A 22,971-nucleotide genomic window follows, 5' to 3' on the forward strand; every position below is an offset into this window, starting at 1 on the left:
TTAAATTTTAATAAAATCCCCCGCGATAAAGAAAAAGCTTCTTCAGCACGGGGGTACCCTGGTTCTAAACCATCGTTCTCTTCAGACTGTGAACATAACGTGATCTTACAACGGCGAAATACAGCGTCTGCACCGCCAGGAAAGCGCCGATCGTCATAAGAACCGGGACTGTGATTTCGTAGACCTGAATCTGGTTCAGAACGGGCCGGATGACAACCAGGGTCTGAATCCAGGCGACCAGAATCGGAATGTAAAAGAGCAGGGCAATCTGCTTCGTGGCTGAGCCTGACATCTCGCCGGGACTGAGTCCGATCTTCGACAGCGCACGGTACATTCTTTGGTCGGCGGCCAGTTCGGAGTGCAGGCGGAAGTAGAGAAAGCTCGCCGACGAGACGGAGAAAATCAGGGCGATGAATATTCCGATAAAGCCGAGCATCGACATTCCCTGTTTCGTCCTTATATAATTGTTGGATCTAGCTCCCAAGAAGTTAGCCGACTGCTGCTTATTAATCGAATCGGCCAGTTCGGATGACAAGGTAACATTTCGGCTGTCTGAGGCCGGGAGCTGACCATCCCAAGCGGGTATTTTGTACAAATATCTTGTAAATGGCTTGGGCCGGTTACGCTTATCTGGATTCTTATCCAGCAGGTTATAGATATCGTCTCCGACAACCAGCAAAGGGGAGGCGTACTGTCCGAAGGGAGGAATTACAGGTTTCAGCGTTCTTCTTACGCTAAATGTCCGGTCCGGGAATTCCGCAATCAAACGGTTGTTCTTTACGTATTTCTCGCTGTCAAGCTGGCCTGAAATCACCAGAACCGCTTCGCCCGCGGAAAGTGCTGCTTCAGTTTCACTTCCCATTTGCGGCGCCAGTTCGTTGTACCGGCTCAAAGGCAGGAGTTCAAGCATTTGCGATCGGACGCCATCTCGGACGGAACCGCTCAGCTGATCTACTTTATACTCCTTAAACTCCAGTCCTTCCGCCTGAAGACGGCTACGGATCATTTGAGTATCTTTCTGCTCGGTTGCCGAATGATAAGAGATGTAATCCAGAGCGAACGGACTGCTCAAATACGCGTCCTCATTCGCATTGTTTATCGAGAGCAGAAAGCTCGAAGCCATACAGGCGAGCGACGTAACCACAGTCACAAGAAACAGCATGCGGGCATTGTCCTTCAGCTTGTATGCCATCTCCGAGATCCACAGCAGGTTGGTTCCCCGCCACAGCCGTCTGCGGCTGAGCTTAAGGAGGCGGACCGTAAGCACGGACAGCTGGGTGTAGAAAAAGTAAGTGCCGGCAATGCCTGTTACCGCCGCGACAAGCAGCCATTTAGGGTCCAGCGGCTGGCGGATCGCCCAATATCCGGCGGCAAGCAGCGCGATGCACAGCACGGACAGTAGCAGGGAGGCCTTCGGTTCCTTTTTCGGTTTGCTCGTGCCCTTCAGCAGCTCCAGCACCCGGTTTTTCCGGATAAACAGCAGGGTGAACGCCGAGATGACGATGAACAGGGCGAGGAACGCGGCTGCCGTTACCAATATTGCCTTTAATGGCCAGTAAAAAGGGAGATCGCTGATGCCGATCATCTTGGTGCTGAGCAGCAGGAACATCTTGGACAGTAGCAGGCCGCCTGCCATACCCGTCACGATGGAGAACAGCCCGATGAGCATATTTTCCATGAAAATGAGCCTGTTGATCTGTCCCGGCCGCGCCCCGAGAATTGTCAGGATACCGAACTCGAGATTACGGGATTTCAGAAAAGCGCTTATGGAGTACAGCACGAAGAAGAAGGCGAAGATGAACACGATGTAAGAGGCGATCTTCATACCCGCTGCGGAGTTCCTTCCGAGCTCAATTGAGGTCACATCGGGATGGAACATGAATACGGCGTAAGCGAAGAAGACCATGACCATAAAGGCGCTGCTTAGAAAAAATGCGATATAAGACCGGGCGTTCCGGCGGATGTTGTTAAACGCGAACTGAGGAAAGCTCATGCGTGTTCCCTCCCCAGAACGACAGCGTGTCGATGATTTTTTGGAAAAAAGCCTGGCGGCTCTCGCCCCGGCGGATCTCGGCCGCGAGCTTGCCGTCCTTGATAAAAATAATCCGGCTGCAGTAGCTGGCGGCCAGCGGATCATGCGTGACTAGCATCAATGTGGCTCCCGTACTGCGGTTGATACTCTCCAGCGATTCCATCACGAGCCGGGAGGAATTGGAGTCCAGGGAACCCGTCGGCTCGTCGGCCAGGATCAGGGAAGGCGATGAAATAATCGCCCTCGCGATCGCCGTTCGTTGACGCTGTCCGCCGGAAATTTCATAGATTCGCTTGTCCAGAATATCCGTGATGCCAAGACGGTCCGCAGCCTGCTTCAGCAGTGTCTGCATCTCGGAGAGCCTGCGCTTGTCCAGTGTCAGCGGAAGCACGATATTCTCGCCGACGGTGAGCGTTTCGAGCAGATTGAAATCCTGAAAGACGAAGCCAAGCTGCCTGCGGCGGAACAGGGCCAGCTCCTTTTTGTTCATGAGAAAAGGGTTGCTGCCGTTGATCTTCACTTCGCCCGAGCTGGGTCTGTCAATCGTGGAGACCATGTTGAGCAGTGTCGTTTTGCCGCTGCCCGACGGGCCCATTATGCCGACAAATTCTCCGCTCTCGATGCCGAGATGGATATCGGTAAGGGCGCGGGTGCTGATTTTGCCCGGGTAGACTTTGCTGAGGGCGGTGACTTCCAATACATTCATGAGAGACCTTCCTTTCCAGGTTTGGGGCTTTTGCATGATGCCCGCAGAGTATCCTGTTACACTCCCAATGTACCGTACAGCGCCCGATGGCTGCTATGGATTTACCTTACGGTTTCCTTACAGTCCAGTTAAGGTTATGTTCGTATCTGCAGGAATCCCCGAGTCGAAAAATCCCCGAGTCATAATATCCCCGAATCAAAAATTAGCCGGATTGTCGTGCCTTCGCCGGGCTGCGAGGAAAGCTCCACCCGGTGTCCGAGCCGCTTGCATATTTCGCGGACAAGATACAGACCCATACCGGTCGATTCACGGTACTCCCGCCCGCGTTCGCCCGTGAAATAAGGATTAAAGACCCGTTTCAGATCCTCAGGGGCGATTCCGATGCCTTCGTCGCGAATTTCCAGAATGGCCTCACGGCCTCGCTGGAAAGCTGCGGCGGTGACGGTTTTCCCGGAGCCGCCCGAATAATTCACGGCGTTGGTCAGAATCTGGGTCAGCATAAACCTCAGCCATTTGGCGTCGGTATAGACCTGAAGCTCCTCGGCAACCCGGATTTCCGCCTGCACGCCCCGGCGGATAAAGAGCCGCCGGTTCTCGGCCACCGTCTCGCTGACCGCCTTCCGCAAAGAGACGGGCACGATGCTGAAATCATCCTCGAACCGGTCCAGCCGGGAAGTGTACAGCACCATTTCCAGCCCTTTGCGCAGCCGGTCGACTTCCTCCCGGATACTGTCCGCCGCCGCATCGTCCATTTCCTCGGCGGTAAGCTGAATAATGGATAGGGGCGTCTTCATTTGATGAACCCAGCGGTTCATGAACGTGATCTGGCTGTCCACGCGGCTGGCCTCCTCGCCAAGGCGATCCCGGTAACGGCGGCCGTACGATTCCAGAAGCTTCTCGAAAGCTTCCGGAAGGGGAGCGTCGCCCAGCGGCTCGAAGGCGCTGTCGATGTAAGCTTCTGGCTCGGAAAGCTTGGCATAGAGGCGGCGGTGGCTGAGGTAGCGGAATGCGAGATAGACGGCGAGCACCGACCCGCTGATCGCTGCGCCGTACAGCATAATGGAGAAGGGGCGCCCTTCGCCTGTGAGCCAGTAAAGGAGCGGGACAAGCAGCATCTGGACCGCATAGAACAGCAGCAGCGGAATCTGCACCTTAAGGAACAGCTTCATGATGCTCCGGCAATGTTCAGCCGGTACCCCGCTCCCCTTACCGTTTCCACGGCATCCTGTGCTCCCAGTTCCTTAAGCTTTTTGCGTACCCTCGTTATGTAGACATTCAGTGTGTTGTCATCGATGAAATGCTGGTCCTCCCACATGAGGTCGAGCAGCCGCTCGCGGCTGACGACGCGGCCTTCCTTCAGCATCAGGGCTTCCAGCAGGACGGACTCTTTCTGAGTCAGTTCCGACGTCCGCTCTCCGTGCTGAATGGCGAAGCGTTCGGGATAGAGAGTCAGCGGGCCCAAGCGTACCGTCCGTTCTTCCGGCTGCTGCGCGTAAGAACCGTAGACCCTGCGGAGCTGACTGCGGATCTTGGCGAGAACGACTTCATAATGAAACGGCTTCGTAATGTAATCGTCGGCTCCGTTCTCCAGCGCCATCACCTGATCCATTCCGCTGTCTCTGGCAGAGATGAAGAGGATCGGGCAGAGCGACCGGCTGCGAATTTGGCGGCACCAGTAATATCCGTCGTATTTCGGGAGGTTTACATCCAGCAGAACGAGATCCGCTCCACTGTCCAGAAAGGCATCCAGCACCGAACTAAAATCCTCCACAGTAACTGTGCGGAAGCCGTATTTCGAGAGATAGGCTTCGAGCAGCCCAGCCAGCTTGGCATCATCCTCTATGATCAAAATGGTTTCCATGACATTCTCCTTCGTCTAATCTGCTTGTGGGAGGCTCACCGCTTTTATCATAGCTCATCGACAAAACGGTTTGTAGTCCTCCGGAAAGTTCACAGATTAACGAGAACCTTCAGCTCATTCCCTAACAGCAGCCGGCTTTACTTCGGGGCACTTCGAGAACGCCCTCTTATTGCGGCTGCCAAACCAAGGAGCAGCGGAATGAATATTTGAAAGACGGTGTCGATCTGGGTGCTGGGCCCAAGGCCGATGGCCATGTGCTGAGTAAAGTTTCTTTCGATAAAGGATGCCCCATAAATAAGTGCCCCAATCGGTAAAACCCACCGTTTTGAGGAGGTGCCGGTCAGGCTGGCCGCAGTCTCCACCGCACAGAAATACCAAATCAGCATTTTGATAAACAACCCGATATAAATCATGATGGTGACGAGGATATCGAGCCGTTCGATAAACCGCAAGCTGGACAGTATACGGACCGATTGGAGAAAAGGGAGATAGAAACTGCCGGCCAGAACCGGACCCAGAATGGCGATGTTCAGCGCATTCATGAAAATTAGAAACACACTGACCCCGATGTACGCCCAGACAGTCTGTTTTACGGGAACGCCGGGCTTCTCCCAGAGCCGCCACAGCAGCAGAAAGACGATCATCTGACCGAAGGGAAAAGAGAGAATTTCCGGCAGCGCCGCCTGCAGAATCGGACGGAATCCGTTCTCGGCGACAGGTGCCAGCCGCGCGAAACTGACATGCCGCATCAGAATGAACAAGATGATCAGCAGGAAGTAACACAACAGCAGGCCCGGAAGCAAAATCTCCGGAAGACGAAAGATGATCTCTCCTCCCTTCCAAATCGCATAAACCGCAACAAGAATGAATACCAGCATCGTGATGGACATAGGTGTTGATTCGAGCAAAGTTAGTGAGGTCAGCTCGCCGAAGTCGCGCAAATTACGCATGGATTGGTAGGCAAAATAGCAGGCATATATCCCGCCGAAGAAGGTTCCGGTGATACGGCCAAAGCCGAAATGGAGCATTTCGGCCAGCTCCATTTCAGGCATGAGCCGCTGAATCCACAGGAAGAGGGAGAGAAGCGCAAACCCGGCAACCGCACCGACGCTCATCGCTAGCCAGGAATCCTGCCTGGCGTCGGCCCCCAGAAGAAACAGGGGGGTGCTGCCGATTTCAAACAGGATCACCATGAACGAGATTTGCAGGCCCGTGATCCGCTTTTTTATCCGTGACAATGCTCTAACCTCCTAACCATCCGATAAACGCTTTTCCGATTGGCTGAAAAAACACAATGTATGCCGAAGATATGCTGAGATGGGGGACCATGGCTAAACCCGCAAGGCCCACGTAAGCGGCCCATCCGAGTATCCCGACGAATAGCAGCCGGTGCAGAACGCTTCCTTTTCCCTTCAACTGCCGCCATCCCCAGATGAAGACGGCGGCGTAGAACGCAGTGGCCGCAGCCATTTGCATCATATCAGCCTCATTTCGGTTCGAGTGATTTATAGGCGCTGCCGATAAGGCCGATCCGCTCGATTTTCATTTTCACATGCGGTCGTATTTCAATATTCTGAAATACGGTATCCCAGCTGTCTTCCTGCTTAATCCGCTTCCACCGCTTCGGATGATTGCGGTGAATGGAGACGGCAAAGCCGGTCACATCGGCATTCAGTTTTTTGACTGCATGCCAGGAAGTATCTATGGTTTCTGCAATATTATTTTCGATAGCGTGCTCCATTTGACGCATGGAGGATGCTTTCTCCAAATCCAGTTCGCTGCCGATTTCGGTTAATATACCGCCTGCTTTAATGTCGATATCCATGACGAAATGATCCTTCTCCCAGATCGGATGGACGGAGGTCGATGAATGAAGCAGCGTTACGGAAGCATCGTCCCTGTCGCTTTTTCCGGGGGTGGAGGGAAAAGAAATGTTCGCTTTCTTAACCTTGTCCGTCAAGAACGATAATCCGAACGCTTCCCGCTGGGACAGCCATCCGACGAAACGGTCTACTTTGAGCACGCCCAGTCTCCCGAAGGCGATCCGGGAAGGAAGATCGGTTTGGGCTGTGTCGTCCGTCCGGTCCATCACCCGATTGCCGGTCAGCTTGATTTCTGGTACCGTCGAACTTTCCGAGTCGGAGCTCAGCTGCATTGCCATCTCAAACAACCGTATTCCGGGAAAATAGGAGGTCAATCTGGCTTCCTGTTCAATCATAAGCTGGATGCCCGCGCCCTGATTCTTGGTAAGCTGCATCAGCTGATCCAGAATCCGGCCCGCTTCTCCTTCGGCTAAGAATACGTAGACCGTCTCACGGGCGTCGGGTTTTCGCAGAAACAGATCGATGAGCTGACTGATTCCTCGTTTCGCCAGCGATTCGCCGATGACTGTAATCCGGGAGTGGGAGAAGAACATCTCGCGCGTGCTGGTGAGATTGGTACGCTCGATGGCTTGCATAATGGTATTCCCCTTTACCGTATAGGTTAAAAAGGGAGGGGAACTTGTACTGCCTCCGCCGCTGCCCCCCATGCTGCTGGAACCGGACGAAGGGTTGATTACCTGATAGGTCCCTTTCCACTCGTTATCTTCCCAGTCATAGGCGGAACCCGAAACGATACCCAGCTCATTCAGCTCCCTGTCATCCCAGCAGCCGCCGGCCAGGAGCGACAAGAGGGAAAGAACCAGCAGAAGGCTTCGCCCGTTATGGCGCATTTTACAACGTATTCGTTTCTTCTCGCTCATGTCTTATACTCCTTTCTTTTGATGACGGGTTCTTTAATCCGGGTCCATATCAGAATTCCCAGCGGCAGCAGAATATTGAAGAGTAGAAAAATGATGATTCGGCCTTCTTCGTTAAAAATATTCAGCTTCTCCGGTTCCCGCCAGGTGTACAGGCATTCCGTGATGATAACTATCGAAAGCGCCACGATATACGGTCTGTCGTTCCGGATGTGGAAGGTCTGCTTAAAGCACTGAACGGTAGCAAACATAAAAATGGCGAGCTTCATATAGACGGACATCGTCCAGTAAGAAATGAACAAAACATCCAGATTCTCGATAAACCGGCCGACCTGAATGATACTGATCGTTGAAAATATCGGATAAGCGATGTTCTTCATGTACTGGGGCCCAAAAACTGCCAAAGTCATCAAAATCTCCACAAACATACCCAGCGTCACGAGGCCTATGCCGATGACGCCGATAAATGTGCCTTTTTGCGGAAACTTAAAATAAGGGGCGATAAAAAGCAGCACGGAGACTTCCGACATCCATCCGATCGGCGTAAGGGAGGCAAGCGTTAAAGAAGCCGCCGAATGATCGAATATAGGCAGCAGCCGGTGCAGGTCGATATGCTTCGTTAATCCCCAGAGATATAGCGGAATGACCATGAGAAGCATAAGGTTGACAATGCTGTTTATCCGGGAAATAGCTTCAATGCCCCGGTTGATCATATACAGAGTGACAAGCATAATAATAACGGCCGTTATAGCTGTAGGTGTGTTCAGCAGCATGTTATCCTTGATGAAGTTTACATATACGCGCAAGACATTCGTCGTCAGGTCCATATAATACTGAAGCAGAAGGATGCCGATCACGACAGCGAAGATGGGCGAGATTTTACGGCCTGCCCATCCCAAAAAAGGCTCACCGCCCGTGGCCTTGATTATGGTTCCGATAAGCCAGGCTATGCCAAGTCCAATCAACCCCGAAAATATAACCGCAAGCGGCGAATCCTGTTCGAGGTATTTCCCTATAATGATTGGAAGTACCACGATAGCCGTGGGGAAAATGGCGCTGACAACGAGTAGGACTGCCTGGAAGGTGCCGATTGTTCCTTTCAAGAGTTCTCACTTCCCTGGGGTTCGAATGGGTTGCCGGAAGCCTGCGGCTGCTCCGCAGGCAGGTTCTGTCTCGGCGCTTCCTGGCTTCCGTACGTGCTTGGTCGCATCTTCATTTTCCACATCGGCATGCGAAGAAAAATATCTTTCAGATAAGACGGCTTCATCGGAGCCACAGGAGATAAATACGGAATGCCGAACGACTCTAGCCCTGCCATGTGGATGAGAAGCACCATTAAAAAGGACATAATGCCGAACAGGCCCATGGAGCCGGCGATCAGCATCATCAGAAACCGGATGAGCCGGATGGAGTTGGCGATGGCCAGTGACGGGATGACGAAATTGGAAATGGCCGTGAAGGACACTACGATAACCATGGCGGCGGATACAAGGCCCGCCTGAACGGCGGCCTGTCCCAGCACGAGCGCACCCACAATGGAGATCGCCGGTCCGATCGCCCGCGGCATCCGCACCCCGGCTTCGCGCAGAACGTCGAAAGTCAGCTCCATGATCAGCGCCTCAATGAGCGCGGGAAAGGGAATCCCTTCACGCTGGGCGGCCAAGCTGATCAGCAGCGTCGTCGGCAGCATCTCCTGATGGAAGGTGGTGACGGCGATATAGAGCGCGGGAAGCAGCAGGGACACGAAAAAGGCGGTAAAGCGAATGATCCGCAGGAAAGAGGAAATATCAAACCGCTGGTAATAGTCCTCGCTGGATTGAAAAAAACTGAAGAAAGTCGCCGGAGCGAGAAGGGCGAAAGGGGTTCCGTCGATAAGGATGCCGACCTGTCCCTCCAGAATGCCTCCAGCCATGGCATCAGGACGCTCCGTATTCTGAATGGTCGGAAATGGTGTCATTCCGCCGTCCTCAATCAGTTCCTCGATGTAATTGCTCTCCAGAATACTGTCCGTGTCGATGGCATCCAGCCTTTTTCGAATTTCCGCAAGCACCTGCTCACTCGCGATGCCGTGAAGGTAGACCAGGGCGATGCCAGTTTGGGTCCGACGGCCGATTTTATATTCTTCGACCCGCAGATCGGCGTTCTTGAGTCTCCGGCGTATCATGGAGGTGCCGATCCGCAGGCTTTCGGTAAAGCCTTCCTTGGGACCACGGATAACGCCCTGCGAGGTCGGTTCATTGATGCTCCGCGTCTCCCAGCCGGAGGTACCGGCAGCCAGCGCCGTCTTGGCTCCGTCAAGCAGGATAATCGTATTTCCTTCAAACAGCATGCGAAGCAGGCTTTCCACCGTTTTGCATTCTTTGATTCCGCTGACGGTCAGGATATGCTCTTTGATCAGAAGAAGGGCTTTCTCGTTATCCAGGCCCGGTTCCTGTAAATCTTTGCTATCCGTTAGGGGCTGAATGACGGCTTGGGTGATCAGATCGGCGTTAACCAGTCCGTCGATATAGATGAAAGTCAGGGAGGGGGAGGTGGAGGCCGGGTTAGATAACGAGCGGAATACCACGTCAGAGCTGTTCCCGATCCGCCGTTTAATTTCCGCTACATTGGCATCCAGTGAGGAATCCAGCGGCCGGGATGAAGCTGTAGCGGTTTCCGGCCCAGCTGCGGCTACTTTATGATTTGACAGGAATTTCAGTTTCATGGCAACTCTTCCCTCCTTGGGCGCAGCTTTTGACTATTCTGCTGTATTATGCCCGGAAGGAGATTCCTTATTCTGGCTCTGGAAGAGGCCGTAAATATGCAAAAAGTCCGAGTGCCCATTTCGGGAACCGGACCTTCTTTCCAAGTTATTTGCCTTTGAAAGCAAGCAGCCCGGCAAGGACATCGGGGACGTCCGTGATGATGCCGGCCACGCCTGCGTCGATCAGAAATTCCATCCGCTTCGGATCATTCACCGTGAACGGATGATAGACGACGCCGTTACGTTCGGCGTCCCGCACGAATTCCGGCAGCACTGCCAGATGATACGCGTGCAGCGCTTCCGCCTTCACGGTAGCGGCGTAATCCCAGGGGCGGTACAGGCCTTCCATATACAGAATGCCTGTCTTGATGTCCGGAGCCAGCGTCTTGAAGTAAGCGAGCGAATAATGATTGAAGCTCGAGATGATGACCCGGCTGCTCATGCCGTATGCCCGGACGGCTGCAATGACCTTTTCCTCCATTCCAGTATACGGAAAAATCCCGTTCTTAAGCTCGATGTTGAGCACCGTATCCCTGTCATGCAGCAGGTCGAGCAGTTCCTCCAGCCGCGGAATTTTCTCTCCGGCGAAGCTGCCGCTGCCGAACCAGGCGCCTGCGTCGAGCGACCGCAGCTCTTCCAGCGTCTTGTCCTTCACATAACCGCTGCCGTCAGTCGTCCGGTTGAGAGTCTCATCGTGAATTAGCACCAGCTGCCCGTCCCGGGACATCTGCACATCCGTTTCGATGCCCGTCGCGCCAAGCTCAAGGCTGCGCCGAAAGGCCGACATTGTATTTTCCGGGCATACCGCCGAAGCGCCCCGGTGCGCGAAATTCAGTATTTTTGCCACCGCTCATTCCTCCGTCTCCTGATATCTGCCTTATATTATAGATCAACTTTGATTCGGGAGAATAAGCGGAAAGTAAAAAATTTCATTTCATGCTCTCGGCCGCAGCGGCGTTATGCCGGGGAAATGGACCAATTCCTTCAGCGCGGCCTCGGCGAGCCCGGCGAAATACTGCGCGGCTGGAAGCAGGGCGGATTCGTCGGTATCGAACTTCGGGTGATGTTGGCTATACGTTCCTCCCGTGCCGATATTTACGAAAGCGCCGGAAATCTCCCGCAAGTAGTAGGCGAAATCCTCTCCGATCATTTGCGGAGCAAGATCGTGAACGCTATAGCCGAACTCCGCCGCCTGCTGCTTGGCGAAATCCGCCCAGCGCCCGCTATTGACTGTCGCCGGAGGTCCCGGAATCCACTTCAGCTCTGCAGAGGTGCCCGAAGCTGCCGCGATGCCGTTGATAATTTGCCGGATTTGCCCGGGAATCCGGCTGCGGATTTGTTCGTTGTGTGTTCTTACCGTACCTTTCAGCTCTACGAGCTCAGGAAGGACGTTCCAGGTCGTTCCGCCGTTAATCTGCGTTACGCTGACAACGACCGATTCTCCGGCGGGCGTCAGCCGGCTGGCTATCGATTGCAAAGCGGTGACGATATGGGCCGCAGCGAGAATCGAGTCTTCTCCGCGTTCGGGCTGGGCGGCGTGCGCCCCGGTCCCGCGGATGGCAATGACAAAGCAGTCGACTCCTGCGGTCAGCGCGCCGGTTCTAGTGCCGAATGAGCCTGACGGCAAATCGGGATTGCTATGAAGCCCGAAGATGGCGGACACGCCGGACAGGCCGCCGGACGCCAGAACGGCTGGAGCGCCTGCGCCGGTCTCCTCCGCCGGCTGGAACAGGATGCGGACGGTGCCTTGCAGTTCCCGCTCACGGGATTTAAGCAAGTAAGCCGCCCCCAGAATGACCGCCGTATGGAAATCATGTCCGCAGGCGTGCATTTTACCGGGAATGGCGGAGGAGAAGGGCAGTCCGGTCTCTTCCGCGATCGGCAGAGCGTCGATATCCGCGCGAAGCGCCACCTTCGGCTCGCCGGAGCCGATCTCGGCAATCAGCCCGGTCTTAAGCGGAAGATCCAGAATGGAGATCCCGGCCCCGGTCAGCCATTGTCTGAGCTTTCCGGTTGTTTCATATTCTTCCTCTGCCAACTCGGGATGACGATGAAGCTCCCTTCTGGCCTGTACCAGCTTCTCGGTGAGCTCCTTATTCGATTCTATGGCAAATGGTTCTGTCATTGTTATCTCTCCCTTGGGCTATATAAGCTGAACTTAAGATCTTCTCATCAGATATCAGTCGTAACTACGAGGAACGTTTGGACTTCCGGCCGCTGTTGTCTTCAGATTTCTCGATTTAACCCGCTCTTCGCGGATGAAATCCGAAGACAAAGGCGATCGCTATCGCTCCTACAGTTCCAAACTTCCTCTTCGTTACTCCTACCCTGATGTCATTTTTTAAAGTTCATCGTATATAGAATCTTTTAATATTAAATCATAGTTTTCCGATTTGAAATAATAAATGGATGTTAAGGCATATGGGGAGGCAATGTCAATAGCTAATCTATGTTTGAAATTTAATGTTTTTTTCATTGACCAATCAAATTTGCCCATGCTATCATACAACTCGAGTCGATAATGCATTAATCCGATGAGTTAACTTTTATTTAGCTCGTTAATGATTATTGATGGATGCAGCAGAGAGAGAAGGGGGAGAAACCGATTTCCGGTTGAAGGCATCAGCTGGGATACATATGCCGAGGGCAATCTCGGCCACTGTAGGCATTGCGTAATTCAATTTATTTTACACAGAGAAAAGGGGATTATTGGAACATGAAACTTAAAAAAATCGCGGCTGTGGTATTAATCGGGATGTCTTTGACACTGGGAGCTTGCGGAAACAAAACGGCGTCCGATGCGGACAAGAAGGATATTGTCGTGGGTTTCGGCGTAGGCACCTATGAAGATCAGTTCCGCAATGGCGTTCTGCCGATTCTGGAAAAGAAGGGCTATAAGGTGGACATCAAGACGTTCTCCCAGAACATGCAGGTCAACCCGGCGATGAAGGAAGGCTCTATTGATGCCAGCGTGTTCCAAAGCACGGCTTACATGGAAGGAATCAACAAGGAGCTGAGCACGGAAATGACTGCTCTTACCTTCGCGCCGAGCGCTCCGCAAGGTCTGTATTCGGTGAAGCATACTTCGCTGGACGAAGTGAAAGACGGTTCCGTTATCGCCGTGCCCAATGATCCGGTCAATCAGGAGCGCGCCGTCCGTATTCTTGAAGGTCTGGGATGGGTAAAAGTTAAACCGAATGCCGGGACGACCGATTTTAACCTCGAAAGTGTGGAACCGGGCAAATTCACGCTTAAGTTGGAGGCGCTGGATTCGGCGCAGATTCTCGTATCCTTGAAGGATGTGGACTTCGGTGTGGTCAACGGCAATTATATCGCCAATGCCAAACGCAAAATTACCGAGGCGCTCAAAATCGAGGATACGCCGGAGCAGCACCGCATTATCGTATCGATTAATAAAGCGGATGAGAATGCGCAGTGGGCGAAGGATCTGAAAGCGGCCTATGAATCGAAGGAATTCGAGGATTACATCAAATCCCAGGACAAGTATGACGGCTTTATTGAGCCGGTAGCCTGGAGCAGCAACTAAGCAGCCGGCAGGGGATTTTTCTTTCGAAAGACCGCAGCTTTGATTTCGAAACGGCTGAATGAACAATGGATTGAATAAAAAGGGGGCTGTCCCGAGTCATGTTTGACTCCAGGGACAGCCCCCTTCCGCTTGCAGCGGCTTAAACCGAAAATTTATAAACTCTGGCTTCATAGGGGCGAAGCTCCAGACTGCGGACATCCTCAGCCTGGCCCACATCATAGTTGCCGATGAGCAACTCCGGTTCGCTGATGCCGACCTCCGCCGGAAGCTCGAAGCTTGCGGACTCGCCGAAGAAATTCAGGATCACGAGCAGCCTTTCGCTGCCGAGTGCGCGCTGGTAGGCATATACCCGCTCATTCTCTTCCGCCACAATCTTGTAGTCTCCGTACACGATAATGTCATGCTCTTTGCGCAGCTCAATGAGTCGCTTGTAATAATGGAAGATGGAGTCCGGATCGGCCAGAGCGTTCTCTACATTAATTTCCGTATAGTTCGGATTTACCGCCAGCCAAGGCGTGCTGGTGGTGAACCCGGCCTGCGGCTCGCTGCTCCACTGCATCGGCGTGCGGCCGTTGTCGCGGCCCTTGATGTATATCGAGTTCATGATGTCTTCTTCCTTATGGCCCGCTTCCAGGTATTCCTTATGCATATTGATGATTTCAATATCTTTATAATGGCTGATCGAATCGAACTTCACGTTCGTCATGCCGATTTCTTCACCCTGATAAATGTAAGGCGTACCTTGAAGCGTATGGAGCAGGGTGGCGAGCATTTTGCCCGATTCTTTATGATAGTCCGTATCATTGCCGAATCTGGAGAGCATCCGCGGCTGGTCGTGATTGTTCAAATAGAGGCTGTTCCAGCCCTTGCCGCTGAGCAAGGTCTGCCATTTGGTGATGATGTCTTTAATGTCTTTCAACACCCATGGCTTGCAGTCCCATTTGCCGCCCGGGCCGGAATCGACGCCCATCAGCTCGAAATGGAAAACCATGCTCAGCTCGTCCCGGTCTTCGCCGACATATAAAGCCGCGTCCTCCGGCGTAACGTCGACCGCTTCTCCGACGGTCATAATGTCGTACTTGGACAAAACCTCACGGTTCATCTCCTGCAAATATTCGTGCACGCGCGGACCGTTAACGAAATAGTCGCCGCCGAAGTGATACGGCCGGCTCTCGCCGTCTTCAACCGGCACGCTTGGAAGCCCGGGAACTTTGGAAATCAGATTGATGACATCCATCCGGAAGCCGTCGATGCCTTTATCCAGCCACCAGGTCATCATGTCATAGACTTCCCGGCGCACCTTCTCGTTCTCCCAGTTCAGGTCGGGCTGTTTCTTGGAGAACAGGTGGAGGAAGTATTCGTCAGTCGCTTCATCATACTGCCAGGCCGAGCCGCTGAAGAAAGAGCCCCAGTTGTTGGGCTCCCGGCCATCGCTGCCCGGACGCCAGATGTAATAATCGCGGTACGGATTGTCCTTCGATTTGCGGGATTCTGCGAACCAGGCATGCTCGTCGGAGGAATGGTTCACGACAAGGTCCATAATCAGCTTCATCCCCCGGTCGTGCAGGCCTTGAAGCAGCATTTCCCAATCGGCGATCGTTCCGAATTCGTCCATAATATCCTGATAGTTGCTGATATCGTATCCGTTGTCGTCATTGGGCGACTTGTACACGGGACACAGCCAGACGACGTTCACGCCGAGCGTCTTCAGATAATCCAGCTTGGAGATAATCCCCTGCAGATCGCCGATTCCGTCGCCGTTGCTGTCCTTGAAGCTTCGGGGATAGATTTGATAAACTACGCTTTCCTTCCACCATTTTCTCTCCATTGCCATTCTCCTTTACCGGATTAATTAGGGAAGTATCCGCACCGTCTGTCTTTCGATAATCGAATGGGTGACGATTCGGCTGTTGACGTTTTCTTGCGTGTCGATCATGTAAATGAGCTTTTCGCAGGCGATTTTGCCAATTTCACAGAGAGGCTGGCTGATCGTAGTCAAGGGAGGCACGACCATTTGGGCAAGCCTGAGATCATCGTATCCCATAACGGACAGGTCGTCCGGAATCTTGAGACCGTGCTTAGCAGCGGCCGTCATAGCGCCAATTGCCATTTCGTCGCTGGCTGCGAACAAGGCCGTACAATCCGGTGCCGTCTTTAACAGTGTCTCCATCGCATGGCAGCCGCTGAGAAATCCGAAATCGCCGTAGGCCAGATAGCCTGGCTTAAACGGAAGGCCGTGCTCCTCAAGCGCCTTTTTATATCCTTCTACTCTGGGAATTCCGGCGATGGTATCATTTTTGGTTCCGCCGATCATGGCAATCTTCCGGTGGCCTTTGCGTATCAGGTATTCGACCGCGTCGAATGCGGCCTGATAATCATCGACCTTTACATACGGAACCTTGACAAAGCGCGACTCGGAGGAAATAAGCACAACCGGAATGTTCATTCGCTCCAGCACGGCGTAGTATTCCTTTTTCAACACCTCACTGGAAAAAATAAGCCCGTCAATCTGCTTCTCCCGCAGCACCTGCAAATACTTCATCGTCCGTTTGCCGTCCGAATCGGTATTGCATACGACGACGCTGTAATTATGATCATGGGCGGACGCTTCAATTCCCTGAAGAACATCCGAAGAAAACGCGCTGGATACGCTGGGAAACATCACGCCGATCGTGTGGGTCCGCTTGTTGATGAGCCCCCGGGCGATGGCATTGGGCTGATAGCCGATCTCTTCGATGGCCTGAAACACCTTTTGCTTTGTTTTGTCCGAGTATCCCGGCAGATTGTTCAGCACTCTCGAAACAGTGGCGATGGAGACATTCGCCTTCCGGGCCACATCTTTAATCGTTGGATTCATAGTGAGATCAAGTCCCGACCGATTTAGATTAAACGTTTACGTTGATAAGCAAGAAGAAACGGCTGCGCCGTCCTGTTAGGAGCGCAAGCTTCCGAAGTGGCGATACGAGTATCGCTTTCAGGTATCGTTTCTCGTAGAAATATAAGACAAATGATAAGCGCGAAGCTTATACTTTCTTATATTTTCAAAAAAAATTTTCCGCCTAACGAAAACGCTTACTCAGATGATAAGGGGAAAGGCTGTATTTGTCAACGCGAAATAAACAGGGGTCAAAATCGAATGGAAACCATGCGTTGACAAAAGAAATATCTGGAGATATATTCGTGGTAAGCGTTTACGCCAGGTGCATGCTGCATGAACAACCGGGGAACAGAGACGCTTGCGTAAATTTACGTAAACGTTTACATTACGGCTCTGAAAATGAAGGAGGTTAGGAAGGAGAGAACCAAACGAAAAATAAACGCATTAAGGTAAACGTTTACGTTGATTGAATGGATTATTATCACCGACAAGGAGGAAAGCTCATGAAACGCCAAAAGGCGATTGTGTATTTCTGTCTGCTGCTTCTGCTGGTTCAGACCTGCACACTCGGTTATGCCCGCAATTCAGTTGCAGCCGCCGCGGGGGAGGACCAGCCGGCTGAACATCGAATCCTGCAGATGGTCCCATCCAAGGCCCGTTTTGCTCCGGGGGAACCCGCCGAACTCATTCTTACGCTGAATCAATCCGCAGACTGGGGCGGGAAGCTTCATGTGCAAATTTACAAGCTCAACACGCTTATTGCGGAAGGCGTCAAAGACCTGACCGTACTGAAAGACGGAAGCGCCGAACTGAAGGTGGATTGGACGCCGCCCGCGGATGATTTCACAGGTTATCTCGCCAAGGCCTGGACCGAGGGTGCGGTTTCTGGCGATTATGTGACTGCGGCCATTGACGTTTCCAGCGACTGGACGCATTTTCCGAGATACGGCTATGTAGCCGATTTTCCGAAGGAAACGGCGGCGGAGAGCGACGCCAAGCTGAAGCAGCTCTCCCGGGAGTATTATCTGAATGGCTACCAGTTCTATGACTGGATGTGGCGCCATGACGTATCCGTCTACTCGAAGATGGACGCAAGCGGAAAGCCGCTGAAGGACAAGGACGGCAATTTCATTACGGAGCCGGTTAACGCGGATTCGAGCTATACCGATCTGCTCGGACGGCTGCTGTTTCCGCTGACCGTCAAGCAGTCCGTCTCGGCGGCCCAGAAATACGGATCGGCGGCGATGGCCTACGAGATGAACTATGCGGCGCGCGAGCATTATGAGGATTTCGGCGTCAAGCCGGAGTGGGGGCTGTATAACAAGACATCCGTCGCTCCCAGAACGCCGGAGAAGGATCAGGTCGGTTTCTATTTTGACGGCGTGAAGCCGAATCCGACGGCGCTGTATTTGCAGGACCCCGGCAATCCGGAGTGGCGCTCCTACATCACCAAGCAGTATGTGCGGGCGGTCAACGATTTCGGCTTCGACGGCATCCATCTGGACCAGTGGGGAACCAATGACAAGGATTATTTGCTGGGCTACGACGGCACTCCGCGCTACTTCGCGCTCGATTTTGACAAAATCATCAATTCCACCAAGGACGCTCTCCTTGCAAACGATAAGAATAAAAGTCATGTGGCCTTCAATATGGTCGGCGGCAATCAGGGGTACAGCGCCGTGCCGAATCCGGATACGAAGACTGACTTTGACTACAGCGAAATTTGGCAGGATAAGGACAAGTACAAGGATCTTCAGGAGGTCGTGGATCAGACCCGTGAAGCGGACGGCGGCAAAGCGATGGTCATCGCCGGCTATATGAACTACAAGCAGGCGACGGGCATTCATTATGACGGCTCCGAGGCGAAGGATGTTCCGAGTACGGTCGTGTTCCAATCCCGGATCGGCAAGGCGGCGAGCTGGGTCGGGGACTTCGGCCGAAAGGACGAGGATCAGATCGTATTTACAGTCGATGCTCCCGAAGACAGCGACTATAATTTGACTCTCCGTTACGGGCACGGCAACGACGGCGGCAGTCCGGAAGGTTATCTGACCGTCAACGGCGAGCCTGCGGCCGATTCTATCGTATTCGATCAGAAGACGGGCTGGGGTCATCCGACGGCCGAGGCCAAGGTGACCGGCATCAAGCTGCATAAAGGCCGGAACGAGGTCAAGCTTCAGCTCTCCTCCGACAATCTGTGGCTGAATGTGGGCAGCCTGCTTGTCGAGAACGGCAGCGGCTACTCGAAACAGTACGACGCCATATTTTCGGAATTAATCAGCTGCAAGGTCGATCAGTACGGCAATGTGTATTATTTTGAAACGGACGGCGACTATGTGACTTTCCATGTGAATGTCCCTGCCGATGGAGATTATCCGCTGGGAATCAGCTACAGTGTGGACAGCGCGGCTGTAAACCGGGAGCTGTACGTTAACGGAGCCAAGTCGCCTGATGTGAGCTTTTCGCCTACGGGCGGCTGGGACAGCTTCAAGGAAATTCCCGCCGGCACCGTTCATCTGAAGGCGGGCGACAATACGATCACCCTGAAATCGGCTTCGAACGATCCGGGGATGAAGCTGCAGTATCTGAATCTGGACGGACAGCGGGTAATGGCCGAGAACGCCGATATCGGCTGGCAGCCGACGAGGGAGACCGAAATCGAGAAGGTTGCAAGCGAACTCACGGAGCCTGTCGAAATATTGGTCAATGACAGCGCGAGAGTGGCTTTTACCGGTGAAGTGAAAGTCTCCAGTCCCTCGGATAATGAAAAAGCAAGAACGGACTCTCACAACGCCGGGTCCACCGTTACGTTTAAAGCGGATAGTGACAAGAAAAAGAAGGCAGCCTTGAGAGTCTACTATCACTCCGGAAACAATGTCGAGCTGAAGACTACCGTATCGAACGCGGTCTATGACGTTTTGGGAACTTACAGCACCACATTGCCGGAGAACGGCTGGTATGACGAAAACAACAGCAATCAATGGGGCTTTGTGGATCAGGAGATTCAGCTGGACGCTGGCGTTAATTTTATCAAGCTGGAACTGACAGATCCCTTGGATTATCTGAATCTCCACGGCATTCGGTTAAGCGAAGCAAGCGAGAGTGCTGGGGCAGGTTATATCCGAAGCTTCAAGCAGCAGGGCGATTATGTCGCGTTTAAACTTCCGTCTGTTCCTGCATCCGGAAGCTCTCCGGTGTCCATTACGTACAAGAACGGCGGGGCAGATACCGTCGAACGCATTTTGTATGTGGACGGGAAGAAGGCTGGACTGTTCCAGTTCGCTCCGACCGGAGAGAATTGGGGAACGGCAACGGAGGATGTGTTCCTGAGCTCTGGCTCAGGCAATGAGGCTGAAGTCAAGAAGGACAGCGCAGCTCTTGAAGAAACCGGAATCGAGATGGACAATATCCGTGTAAACGGAACAACGCTTGAAGCCGAAGACGCGGAAACCGGCTGGGCTCCGGTCGTTTCCCGTACGGGAAGCGTGGATACTTCGTTTGGCAAGACGGACGACTTTGGGCAAAAGGGTCAATCTGTAACCTTTACAGTTAACCCCGATCAGGCCGTTTCCGACTTCTCCATTCTCTATCGCAGCGGCAATGACAGCGTGGTTTCGGTGAGTGTTGACGGAAATGTCGTCGACGGCAGCTGTGCCCTGCCTGTTACGCAAGCCGATTGGGGCGGCCCATTGAAAGCCAAAACGGTGAAAGCCCCGCTGACCGCAGGCTCTCACGAGATCAAGGTGGAAATGCAGTCGAGCGGCCAATATACGAACCTGAGCAGCCTGCTGGTCGATGAAGTAAACTATGCAGTTGCGAATGCCGTAACGGCTGGGGGAGTGAAAGCATCCGCCGGTTATGTGAGCGGCTTTGCCGAAGACGGAGATTTTGTAGCCTTTAATGTGAAAGCTCCTGCTGAGGGAAGCTACACTCTGGATTGGAACTATAAAAATACCGACTCGGCTGTGGAGAGAGCAGTCAGCGTAAACGGAGCCGAGGCCGAGGAAGTACCGTTCCCGAAAACAGAGGGCGAAACTTGGACGGCTGCCCGCCAGAACGGGGTCCATTTGAATCAGGGACTCAATTCCATCAAGATTGCCGTAAGCCAGCTCGACGACCGGGGGATTGTGCTCGACAGCCTGAAGGTTGCTTCGGACAACAGTGATTTCACCCGCACTTTGGAAGCGGAAAATGCGGACTTCCTGGCACCAATGGTGTTGTATAAGGATACCGTCTTGAACTTCGGCCACCCAAGTGACGCCGTATCGTTCGATATCAACGTTCCGCAGTCTGGCGAAACCTCGTTGATCTACACATACTCCAACGCAGGAACGGGAACGAGCCGCGCCGTGTACATTGACGGTGTGCGGGCAAGTGATCTCGGGGGGAATCCCGGACGAATCTATTTTGACCCGACCAGTGACATCAATACCTACAGTCAGGACGGCTATTTCATCGTTCCGCATCTGGATGCAGGCAAGCATACGGTGACGCTCAAAGTGGATGAGAAAAGCGGAACAGGTTCTGTCAACATTAAGGGCTTGACGTTAGGCTATTTCAACGAGCCTTCGCTGCGCCTGATGGACGCCGGTCTGGCCGCTTTGGGAGCAACGCATATTGAAATCGGCGCGGCCGAGAATTTTGCGGACGGTCCAAGCATGCTTGCCCACGAGTACTACCCGAACAAGAGCAAGAAGATGCTGGACTCCACCAAGGAAGCCATGAAGGAGTATTACAAATTCAATGCAGCCTATGAAAATCTGCTGTTCGACAGCAAGGTCGATCCGGCAGCATCGTTAACCGTGGAAGCAGGCGGAAGCAGCCTGCCAACAAGCGGCAGCGGAGCCCGGGATGCCATCTGGACGACCGTTCGGAAGAACGCCTCGAACGAGGGCTTTGAACGGTATGATGTGCTCCACCTGATCAATCTGCTGAACAATGACGATAACTGGAGAAACGCTGCCAATGAGCCGTCGCAGCTGAGCAATCTGAAAGTGACCTACGACATTGGAATGTCACAGGAAGAGGCTCCGAACCTGAAAGTGTACGCTGCCACCCCGGACGCCGGTCACGGCGTATCGCAGGAGCTGAAGTACACCCGGGATGGAGATAAGCTGATCATCGAGCTTCCTTCGCTGAAGTATTGGACGATGATTTATGTCGACAAAGCGCCGAAGTCCGTGGCCGTTCAGCCGCTCTTCGGCACGGAGCCGGGCGAGAAGCCGAGTCAGGCGCCTAGCCCAAGCGTGGCGCCAAGCCAGTCACCGTCGCCGAGTCCGTCCCCTTCGGCAACGCCTGCACCGGTCGGCGCACCCGCTTCTTCGCCGTCGCCGTCGCCAAGCGCTTCTCCGGCTGCAATGGAGCTGAAGAAGGAGGATTTGGAACAGGCGGCAAACGGCAAGGTTATGATCGCGCTGGATGAAGCCAAGTACAGCCGGGTCGCCATTCCTGCTGCAATCGCGGATGGGTTGAAGGATAAGAGTCTGGTTGTACAGGGCAAGGGCTTTGCCTTGGAGGTGGAGTATGCTACCCTTGCGCAGCTTCTGGAGGAGAATAAAGGCGACTTGACCACGGGCGCGCAGATTGTCCTCTCTTTCCATAAAATCGAGGCCAAGGATGCGGCTCTGCCGGGCACGAAGCCTTGGGCGGCGGCAGGCTCCGTATACGATTTGCAGCTGGGTTTTGCGAAGGCAAACGGAGAGGTTGCGAAGCTTTCGTCGTTTAAGAGTCCAATGCAGCTCTCCCTGAACGTTGACGGGCAGGGGTACCCTGCCGAGCTTCTCGGAATCTACTACTATAATGAAGTCCTGAAGCAGTGGGAATACATCGGCGGCAAGGCGGACGGCGCGGGCCGTATGGTAAGTGCGGACTTAAGCCATTTAAGCCGGTATACCGTATTTGCTTACGACAAGTCCTATACGGACGTGAAGGAAAGCCACTGGGCTTACGGCGCGATCCGGTCCCTGACGGCCAAGCATGTCATTAACGGATTGACGGACAGCACTTTTGCGCCGTCGGCCAAGGTCACGCGTGCTCAGTACGCCGCGATGCTGGCTAAAGCGCTCCATCTGCGGAGCGGCGATCCAGCTCCATTCCGTGACGTGGCGGCGGGAGCCTGGTACGCACCTGACATCGCCGCCGCTTACGAGGCCGGAATCATTGCCGGCCGCAGCGCAGACGAGTTTACGCCCAGCGCAGAAATTACCCGGCAGGAAATGGCGGTAATGCTGGCTAAAGCATTCAAGCGTGCGGGCGAAAGTCTGAGCGCGAACGGGCAGAGCCTGACGTTCCGGGATCGCGGACAGATTGCGGCCTGGGCGCTCTCCTCGGTTCAGGCCGCAGACAGCGCCGGGCTTATGGACGGACAGGCGGATGGACGCTTCGCGCCGAAAGCGGCGGCTACACGGGCGGAGGCGGCCCAGACGATCGTGAATTTATTGAAGCAGACGGATAACTGAATCGAT

The 22,971-nt window shown here is 53.6% G+C and carries 15 protein-coding genes; 2 read left to right on the forward strand and 13 right to left on the reverse strand.

The genetic code is table 11. From position 1 onward, the window contains the following. Positions 1-64: 64 nt before the first annotated feature. From PSAB_RS05355 to PSAB_RS05405, 11 genes are all read right to left on the reverse strand, one after another. Positions 65-1,993 (reverse strand): FtsX-like permease family protein, encoded by a 1,929-nt coding sequence (locus PSAB_RS05355; RefSeq protein WP_025333549.1) that lies wholly within the window; start codon positions 1,991-1,993, stop codon positions 65-67. Beyond that, positions 1,968-2,738, reverse strand: coding sequence for an ABC transporter ATP-binding protein (locus PSAB_RS05360; protein WP_025333550.1), 771 nt, complete (start codon positions 2,736-2,738; stop codon positions 1,968-1,970). Before PSAB_RS05360 ends, PSAB_RS05355 begins: the two co-directional genes overlap by 26 nt. 179 nt (positions 2,739-2,917) lie before the next feature. Continuing rightward, positions 2,918-3,907, reverse strand: a complete 990-nt coding sequence (locus tag PSAB_RS05365) for a sensor histidine kinase (protein WP_025333551.1) — start codon at positions 3,905-3,907, stop codon at positions 2,918-2,920. Further along, the gene (locus tag PSAB_RS05370) at positions 3,904-4,599 is read right to left on the reverse strand and encodes a response regulator transcription factor (RefSeq protein WP_025333552.1); all 696 of its coding nucleotides are present in this window, start codon (positions 4,597-4,599) and stop codon (positions 3,904-3,906) included. The genes PSAB_RS05365 and PSAB_RS05370 overlap by 4 nt, the downstream gene beginning before the upstream one ends. A 137-nt stretch (positions 4,600-4,736) precedes the next feature. After that, positions 4,737-5,837 (reverse strand): GerAB/ArcD/ProY family transporter, encoded by a 1,101-nt coding sequence (locus tag PSAB_RS05375; protein WP_025333553.1) that lies wholly within the window; start codon positions 5,835-5,837, stop codon positions 4,737-4,739. Between the two features lie 4 nt (positions 5,838-5,841). Then, positions 5,842-6,078: a hypothetical protein gene (locus PSAB_RS05380; RefSeq protein WP_144240478.1), complete on the reverse strand. Its 237-nt coding sequence runs from the start codon at positions 6,076-6,078 to the stop codon at positions 5,842-5,844. A 7-nt stretch (positions 6,079-6,085) separates the two neighbouring features. Continuing rightward, positions 6,086-7,342: a Ger(x)C family spore germination protein gene (locus PSAB_RS05385; RefSeq protein ID WP_025333555.1), complete on the reverse strand. Its 1,257-nt coding sequence runs from the start codon at positions 7,340-7,342 to the stop codon at positions 6,086-6,088. Then, complete coding sequence (locus PSAB_RS05390) at positions 7,339-8,442, reverse strand: GerAB/ArcD/ProY family transporter (RefSeq protein ID WP_025333556.1); 1,104 nt, start codon at positions 8,440-8,442, stop codon at positions 7,339-7,341. Before PSAB_RS05390 ends, PSAB_RS05385 begins: the two co-directional genes overlap by 4 nt. Beyond that, on the reverse strand, positions 8,439-10,043 hold the full coding sequence (locus tag PSAB_RS05395; protein ID WP_025333557.1) for a spore germination protein: 1,605 nt from the start codon (positions 10,041-10,043) through the stop codon (positions 8,439-8,441). The genes PSAB_RS05390 and PSAB_RS05395 overlap by 4 nt, the downstream gene beginning before the upstream one ends. A 145-nt stretch (positions 10,044-10,188) precedes the next feature. Continuing rightward, positions 10,189-10,929, reverse strand: a complete 741-nt coding sequence (locus PSAB_RS05400; protein ID WP_025333558.1) for a glycerophosphodiester phosphodiesterase — start codon at positions 10,927-10,929, stop codon at positions 10,189-10,191. Between the two features lie 87 nt (positions 10,930-11,016). After that, positions 11,017-12,207, reverse strand: a complete 1,191-nt coding sequence (locus tag PSAB_RS05405) for an amidohydrolase (RefSeq protein ID WP_051529723.1) — start codon at positions 12,205-12,207, stop codon at positions 11,017-11,019. A gap of 591 nt (positions 12,208-12,798) precedes the next feature. Between PSAB_RS05405 and PSAB_RS05410 the strand changes: the two genes are divergently transcribed. Then, complete coding sequence (locus PSAB_RS05410; RefSeq protein WP_025333560.1) at positions 12,799-13,629, forward strand: MetQ/NlpA family ABC transporter substrate-binding protein; 831 nt, start codon at positions 12,799-12,801, stop codon at positions 13,627-13,629. Positions 13,630-13,768: 139 nt separating this feature from the next. Here the strand turns inward: PSAB_RS05410 and PSAB_RS05415 are convergent, their stop codons facing one another. Next, complete coding sequence (locus PSAB_RS05415; RefSeq protein ID WP_025333561.1) at positions 13,769-15,457, reverse strand: glycoside hydrolase family 13 protein; 1,689 nt, start codon at positions 15,455-15,457, stop codon at positions 13,769-13,771. A gap of 24 nt (positions 15,458-15,481) precedes the next feature. After that, positions 15,482-16,486, reverse strand: coding sequence for a LacI family DNA-binding transcriptional regulator (locus PSAB_RS05420; RefSeq protein WP_025333562.1), 1,005 nt, complete (start codon positions 16,484-16,486; stop codon positions 15,482-15,484). A 524-nt stretch (positions 16,487-17,010) separates the two neighbouring features. Here PSAB_RS05420 and PSAB_RS24465 point away from each other — a divergent pair. Continuing rightward, entirely contained in the window at positions 17,011-22,965 is a 5,955-nt protein-coding gene (locus PSAB_RS24465; RefSeq protein WP_025333563.1) for a glycoside hydrolase family 66 protein, read from the forward strand. The last annotated feature ends 6 nt before the right edge of the window (positions 22,966-22,971 follow it).

It is taken from the genome of Paenibacillus sabinae T27, from assembly GCF_000612505.1.
Lineage (GTDB): Bacteria > Bacillota > Bacilli > Paenibacillales > Paenibacillaceae > Paenibacillus_AQ > Paenibacillus_AQ sabinae.

Coding starts and splice junctions, on each gene's coding strand:
- PSAB_RS05410 (WP_025333560.1), top strand. CDS start 12,799: ATGAAACTTAAAAAAATCGCGGCTGTGGTATTAATCGGGATGTCTTTG.
- PSAB_RS24465 (WP_025333563.1), top strand. CDS start 17,011: ATGAAACGCCAAAAGGCGATTGTGTATTTCTGTCTGCTGCTTCTGCTG.
- PSAB_RS05420 (WP_025333562.1), bottom strand. CDS start 16,486: ATGAATCCAACGATTAAAGATGTGGCCCGGAAGGCGAATGTCTCCATC.
- PSAB_RS05365 (WP_025333551.1), bottom strand. CDS start 3,907: ATGAAGCTGTTCCTTAAGGTGCAGATTCCGCTGCTGCTGTTCTATGCG.
- PSAB_RS05370 (WP_025333552.1), bottom strand. CDS start 4,599: ATGGAAACCATTTTGATCATAGAGGATGATGCCAAGCTGGCTGGGCTG.
- PSAB_RS05385 (WP_025333555.1), bottom strand. CDS start 7,342: ATGAGCGAGAAGAAACGAATACGTTGTAAAATGCGCCATAACGGGCGA.
- PSAB_RS05415 (WP_025333561.1), bottom strand. CDS start 15,457: ATGGAGAGAAAATGGTGGAAGGAAAGCGTAGTTTATCAAATCTATCCC.
- PSAB_RS05380 (WP_144240478.1), bottom strand. CDS start 6,078: ATGATGCAAATGGCTGCGGCCACTGCGTTCTACGCCGCCGTCTTCATC.
- PSAB_RS05395 (WP_025333557.1), bottom strand. CDS start 10,043: ATGAAACTGAAATTCCTGTCAAATCATAAAGTAGCCGCAGCTGGGCCG.
- PSAB_RS05360 (WP_025333550.1), bottom strand. CDS start 2,738: ATGAATGTATTGGAAGTCACCGCCCTCAGCAAAGTCTACCCGGGCAAA.
- PSAB_RS05405 (WP_051529723.1), bottom strand. CDS start 12,207: ATGACAGAACCATTTGCCATAGAATCGAATAAGGAGCTCACCGAGAAG.
- PSAB_RS05355 (WP_025333549.1), bottom strand. CDS start 1,993: ATGAGCTTTCCTCAGTTCGCGTTTAACAACATCCGCCGGAACGCCCGG.